A 6,430-nucleotide genomic window follows, 5' to 3' on the forward strand; every position below is an offset into this window, starting at 1 on the left:
CTTCCAACCACCCCTGCACGCAGCCGATATGACTTATCGTCACGACTACGCCACAGCCGGTTCATCCGTGTAGCGTGCGCACTAATGAATCAGCCCCCGCTGGTGCTACCAACACCGAACGGGGGCCTGACCGGCACGATCGACTGACTCTAGGAATCGATCCTGTGGCTGTTCACGACTTTACCGCCATGGCCGCGCCCGGGTACGGAAAGCAGTCCGCCCCGGAGCAACTTCCTCGCTCCGCCCGAGACTTCTCGCACCTCCCGGCGCGCGAGGCGTACGTCGCCTCGCTCATCGACCACCTCCCCGACGGCGCCGCCATGGACGTCAAAACGCTCGCCGCCCTCCAGCCCCACTACGGGCAGATGGCCTGCCGCACGGTGCTCAACAACCTCTCCACCGCAGGCCACCTGCGTCGCGTCCGCGAGCGCGTCGGCGACAAGCAGTGCCGCTGGGTGTTCCGCACCTACTTCTCGCGGACACCCCGCTCCGACGCCTGGTGGACCCGCTTCCTCACCACCGGCGAGGCGTCAACGTCCGGAGCGCCCGATCCCCCCAGGGAGCGAACGCTCAACCGCACCTCCCCCACCTCGGCCGCCTACGCGGCCCTCGCCGGCCTGGGCCTCGCCGACGCCCGCCTCGCCCTCTCCGCGGCCGACTGCACCGCCCTGGAACCGCTCGCCGCCGAGTGGCTGGCCCGGGGCACCACGCTCGCCCTCTTCACGGCCGCACTCACCGCAGGCCTCCCGCCGGACGGCGTCCACAGCCCGGCGGCCTTCACCCGCCGCCGCCTGCTCGACAAGATGCCCCCGGAGCGCCCGCTCTCCCAGCAGCAGCCCACCCGCATCATCGAGTGCACCGGCTGCCGCGCCCCCTGCCGCCCGCACGCCCTCCTCGGCGGCCTCTGCCGCACCTGCCGTGGCGCCCTCAAGGCCCCGCCAACCCACCGGCACCTCTCCCCCACCGCCGTTCACCGCCACGCCGCCTACATCCGCGAGAAGCTGCAAAGCCGCAACACGTCGTCGCTGCACAGCACTGCGGCGAGGCTCGGCGTCGATATGCCGATGCTCTCGCTGCGGAATCCCCGGAGGACGGCCGAGCAGGCGTCGAACGTGCCGGGATCATGAATATTCACAGGTGGCGGCGTTAACCTATGCAAATTCCAAAGGTGAAGTAGGTTACAAACCTTGTAATCCAAGCCGCCCGGTTTGCCCACATGTTGAGATCCGTGCGATAGTCAAGGCATCGAACTTCGGCGGGCCCGACCTGGCACTGCCGACGCCCATCGCGCGGCACGCACCCCCTTGGCCGGCGCGATGACTTGCAGGGGCCCCCATCCGCCGGAACACGGCGAACCCGGGGGCCCTGCGCGTATCCGGAGACGAATCCGGACCCGAGAGCGCGCCTCAGTGCCGCTCGCGGACCCTCAGCTCGAACCAGACGCCCTTGCCGCGCGGCAGCAGGTCCGCGCCCCAGCGGTCGGCGAGGTCGTCGACGATCTTCAGCCCGCGGCCGCGCTCGTTCACCGGTTTGGCCTCGGCGAGGATCATGCAGGGCAGCGCCCGTGAGGAGTCGCGGACCTCGATCCGCAGCCACCCGGGCTTGCGGCTGACGTGGAGGCCGATGGTGCGCCCGGCGGCGTGCCGCACCGCGTTGGACACCAGCTCACTGGTGAGCAACTCCCCGGCCTCCAGGAGCTGGTGGAGGCCCCAGGACTCCAGGACGTCCAACACCAGCTTGCGGGCCACCGGGCCCGACTCCGGCCGGGACGGCAACCGCACCTCGTTCGGCGCGGACTGATCGCACAACCTGCCCGCGTACATCTCCCGCAGCTCCCGGGAACTGAGCCGCTCCAGCGCCGAGAGCGCTCCCTGGACGTCGATCCAGGGCGCTTCGGCCACCACGCCGGCCCCGGGAACCGATGACTGATCTGCTTCGCCCCAACCCGCCATGCGGACCATCATTGCGGAACGCAAGCAGCCGCGTACGGACAATGAGCAAACGATCTCCCTCGGATCGGCATATGCCGGGAGCAAGGAGGGGCCAATCCGGACCGACCGGAGTCAAGCCCGGGTTGACCCCGACGCACCCTGCCTGGCGATTACCACTGGCTCCACGGCACGTTCCAGCCACTCAGCCCGTTCGACGGGTCGAGCGTCTCCTTCTTGGTGGAGTTCTTCACGATCACCACGTCCCCGACCATCGAGCCGTCGTAGAACTTGCCCATCGAGGTGCCGTCCCCGCCGCCCTTGACGTCCCGCAGGCCCACGCAGCCGTGGCTGACGTTGTCCTCCCCGAAGGCGTCGCTCCAGTAGTTGCCGTGCACGTACGTCCCGCTGGTGGTCAGCCGCATCGAGTGCGGCACCTGCAGGTCGTACGGCGAGCCGGTCATGCCGGGCAGGGTGCTGGACTGCATCCGCACCGTGCCCTCCTTGGACATGACCACCATCGTCCCGTTCCAGGTGGGGTGTTCGGACGAGCCGGAGGTGATGTCGATGTCGCTCGACTGCCCGTCCCGGACCACCGTCATCTTGTGCGCGGCGGCGTCAACCGTCGAAACCTGGGATCGCCCGATCGTGAAGGGCTCGTCCCGGTCGCTGCCGTACACCCCGGGGGCGATCTCCACGCTCTTCAGCCGGTAGTGCACCGTCACCTTGGTGCCCGGCTTCCAGTAGTTCTCCGGACGGAAGTCCAGCCGGCGGTCGTCGAACCAGTGGCCCTTGACCGCGGTGCCGTCGCTGGCCTCGAAGGAGATGCCCTTCGCGACCGCGTCCTTGTTCTTGACGTCCTTGCTGAAGTCCACCGAGACGATCATGCCGACGCCGTACGTGGCGTTGTCGTCCACGTTGTCGGAGGCCTTGGCCAGCGTCTCCGGGGTCAGCGTGGTGAAGCTGCTGTCCGCCGTGGCGACCACGCCGTCGGCGTCCGCGGCCATCGCGCTGACCTGATAGGCGGTGCCCACCGAGAGGCCGGTGGACGGGGTCCAGCTGGAGCCGTCCGCGGCGATGGTGCCGGCGACCTCCTTGCCGGTCTTGTCGCTCACCTTGACGGTGGTGAGCTTGCCGCCGGTCGCCCCGATCTTGAGCGCGCCCGGCGCCACGTCCACCGCGCCGCTCTTCGGCTCGATGCTCACCGTGGCCGCCGACACCTTCGGCGCCGAACTGGCAGGCGCCGAACCGGCAGGAGCCGAAGCGTTCTTGGAGGCGGCCGCGCCGGCCCCCAGATCGGCCTTCGCGGCGCTCCCGCCACCGCCACCGCCGCCGCCACAGGCCGCGGTCAACGCCATCGCCCCGCCGACCAGACCGGCGGCCACCACCCTGCGTATCGACCTCACGTCGACTCCCTCCCTCAGAACTCCCCGTGGACCCGACGCACCCGACGGACCGGCGGACCCGACGCATCGGCGGACCCGACCCGTATACGCGCCTGGCCACCGCAAAGGTTGCGCCATTCGAGGGGCTTCTTGCCCCAAAAACCGAGCGGCCCGAACCCCAACGGGTGAGGATCGAGCCGCTCGGTGACAAACCCGCCGGGCCTACCAGTTGGCCCAGGACACGTTCCAGCCGCCCAGCCCGTTGGAGGGCGAGACGGTCTTCTCCTTGGTGTTCACGATCTTCACGACGTCGCCGACCATCGAGTCGTTGAAGAACTTGCCCGCGACGGAGCTGTCACTGCCGCCCTTCTCGTCCTGCATCGAGACGCAGCCGTGACTCCCGTTGGTCTTGCCGAACGGGTTGGACCAGTAGTTGCCGTGCACGAAGGTGCCGGAGGTGGTCAGCCGCATCGCGTGCGGCACGTCCTGGATGTCGTACTCGCCGCCGAGACCGACGGTCTGCGAGTTCATCCGGGTGACCTTCTCCTTCTCCATGATCACCATGGTCCCGCCCCAGGACGGCGTCGCGTCCGCGCCCAGGGTCACCGGCAGCGTGGTGGTCTTGCCGTCCCGCTCGACGGTCATCTGGTGCGACTTGGCGTCCGCGGTGGAGATCATGGAGCGGCCGATGGTGAACGGCTCGTCCTTGTCCACGTCCCCGTAGATGCCCGGCGCGACCTCGACGCTCTTCAGCCGGTACTTGATGGTCACCTTGGTGCCCGGCGCCCAGTACTGCTCGGGACGGAAGTCCACCCGGCGGTCGCTGAACCAGTGGCCCTTGACCGTCGTGCCGTTGCTGGTCTCGAAGGAGATGCCCTTGAGGACGGCGTCCTTGTTCTTGACGTCCTTGGAGAAGTTCACCGAGACGATCATGCCGACACCGTAGGTGGAGCCGTCGCTGATGTTGTCGTTGGTGGAGGCCTTCTTGTCCGGCGTCAGCGTGGTGAACGAGGTGGTCGACGCGGACACCAGCCCGGCGTCGTCCTTGGCCTGCGCGTTCACCTTGTACGCCATCCCGACGGCGAGCGCCGCCGAGGGCTTCCAGCCGGTGCCGTCCGCGGTGATCGCGCCCTCGACCGGCTTGCCGTTCTTGTCGGTCACATCGACCGTGGTGAGCTTGCCGTTCGAGACCGACACCTGCAGCGCGTTCGGCGCGACGTCCTGGGCGCCGTCCTTCGGTTCGACCGCGAGCACGGCCGCCGAGGCCTTCGGCGTGGCCCCGTTGCCCCCCGGGGCGGCCGTCCCGTTCGCGTCCGCGGACGCCGTCGCGGCGGCGTCCCCTGAACTGCCGCCCTTGTCGTCGTTGCACGCCGCGGTGAGCAGCAGCACCCCACCCATGACCAACGCCATCGCACCCCTGCGCCCGTAGCGGTTGCTGGTGCGTATCGCGGCGCCGACCGTCTTACCCGTCTTCACGGAATCTCCCCTCCCGGTATCCACTCTCTTGACGCGTTGAGTGCCTCCATGAGTTGCACCGGGCGCCGATCTTTCGCGCCGGGGCCCGGCGCGCCGGAGCAGGATAGCTGGGCCGTCTGAGTGAAAGCCCAGGGGAGGTGGGTGGAGCGGGAGGTGAACCGTACGTGAAAGCCGGTCAGGGCCGCAGGGCGCTCCCGGCCACCCACTGGTCCCACGGCACGTTCCAGTCGCCCAGCCCGTTCGACGGCGGCACGACGTCCCCGGCCGAGGCCTTCACCTCCACCACGTCCCCCGGGACGGTGTGCTCGAACAGCCAGCCCGCCGGGGTGTCCTTGCTCGTGCCGCCCTTGGCGTCGGCCAGGCCGATGCAGCCGTGGCTGGTGTTGGCGGTGCCGAACACCCCCGGGTCGGCCCAGTAGTTGCCGTGCAGGAAGGTGCCGGAGGCGGTCAGCCGCATCGCGTGCGGGACGTCCTTGATGTCGTACTCGTCGCCCATCCCGACGGTCTGCGAGTTCATCCGGGTCACCTTGTACTTCTCCGACACCACCATCACGCCCCGGTAGGTGGAGTGGTCGGGGCTGCCGCCGGACACCTTGAGCACCCGGACCACCTTGCCGCCCTGCCCGGCCCGGACGGTCAGGGTATGCGCGTCCAGGTCGACGGTGGAGACCTGCGCCCGGCCGACGGTGAAGTGCAGGTCCCGGGTCTGGGAGCCGAACACGCCCGGCGCGCCCTGCACGTCCTTGAGCCGCAACGCCACGGTGACCTTGGTGCCGGCCGCCCAGTACTGCCGCGGGCGGACGTCCAGCCGCTGGTTGCCGAACCAGTGCGCGGCCACCGGCACCGGCGGGTCGGCGGTGACCTGGACGGCCTTCTCCACCGCGGCCCGGTCGGCGATCGGACGACTGAAGCGCAGCGAGACCGGCATCCCGACGCCGACCGTGGAGCCGTCCTCCGGGGTGAAGAAGGCGACGAAGGTGTGCGCCCGGGCGACGGTCGAGAACGCCGAGTGCTGGGCCGCCCGCTGTCCCTGGTCGTCCTCCGCGACGGCGTCCAGGGTGAAGGCGGTGCCGAGCGGCAGCGGGCCGTCCGGCGCCCAGGCGGCACCGTCCGGGCTGATCGTGCCGGGCAGCTCGGCGCCCTTGCCGTCGGCCAGCCGGACCGACACCAGCCGCCCCTGGGCGGCGTTCACCCGCACCGGGCCCTCCGGCGGCACGTCCTGAGCGCCGTCCGCGGGCAGCGCGGTGAGCACCGCCCGGGACGGCGGCGGGGGCGGGGTGTACGAGGCGCCGGCCGCATCCTCGGCAGGCGCGCCCGCCGAGCCACCGCCACCACACCCCGTGAGCAGCATCAGGCACCAGCCCGCCACTCCCACCCGCCGCGCCCACACCCCAACTCGGCGCCGCATCCCGGGGCCTCCCACTACTCGGCTCCGACGTCTGGAGCGTCCGACGCCGGGAACAACGAGGACCGTCCCAGCAGGGACACGCCGAACTCCCGGGATCCACTCATGGGCGCGCGGGCTCCGCCCCGCGCGCCCGCCCCCGAACGCCCGCGCCCTCGCCCGCGCGCGGGGCGCCCGCCCCCCCCGGGACGGCGCGCCCCCCCCGGGCACGGGCCCGGCCCACGGGGCGCCGGCGG

Annotated in this window: 5 protein-coding genes; 1 reads left to right on the forward strand and 4 read right to left on the reverse strand. The window is 70.6% G+C overall.

Annotated elements, in window-relative coordinates:
- Positions 1 to 164: 164 nt before the first annotated feature.
- Entirely contained in the window at positions 165 to 1,127 is a 963-nt protein-coding gene (locus ACZ3UD_RS07090; RefSeq protein WP_465583188.1) for a hypothetical protein, read from the forward strand.
- 279 nt (positions 1,128 to 1,406) lie between these two features.
- Here ACZ3UD_RS07090 and ACZ3UD_RS07095 read toward each other — a convergent pair whose 3' ends face one another.
- The 4 genes from ACZ3UD_RS07095 to ACZ3UD_RS07110 all read right to left on the reverse strand — a co-directional run bounded on the left by ACZ3UD_RS07095 (position 1,407) and on the right by ACZ3UD_RS07110 (position 6,197).
- A complete protein-coding gene (locus ACZ3UD_RS07095) occupies positions 1,407 to 1,904 on the reverse strand; it encodes an ATP-binding protein (protein ID WP_465583191.1) in 498 nt (165 codons plus the stop codon).
- Between the two features lie 197 nt (positions 1,905 to 2,101).
- A complete protein-coding gene (locus tag ACZ3UD_RS07100; protein ID WP_465583194.1) occupies positions 2,102 to 3,334 on the reverse strand; it encodes a L,D-transpeptidase in 1,233 nt (410 codons plus the stop codon).
- 201 nt (positions 3,335 to 3,535) lie between these two features.
- Positions 3,536 to 4,789, reverse strand: a complete 1,254-nt coding sequence (locus tag ACZ3UD_RS07105; protein ID WP_465583197.1) for a L,D-transpeptidase — start codon at positions 4,787 to 4,789, stop codon at positions 3,536 to 3,538.
- 175 nt (positions 4,790 to 4,964) lie between these two features.
- On the reverse strand, positions 4,965 to 6,197 hold the full coding sequence (locus ACZ3UD_RS07110; protein ID WP_465583199.1) for a L,D-transpeptidase: 1,233 nt from the start codon (positions 6,195 to 6,197) through the stop codon (positions 4,965 to 4,967).
- Positions 6,198 to 6,430 lie beyond the last annotated feature (233 nt).

This window comes from Kitasatospora sp. NPDC023118 (genome assembly GCF_055560875.1).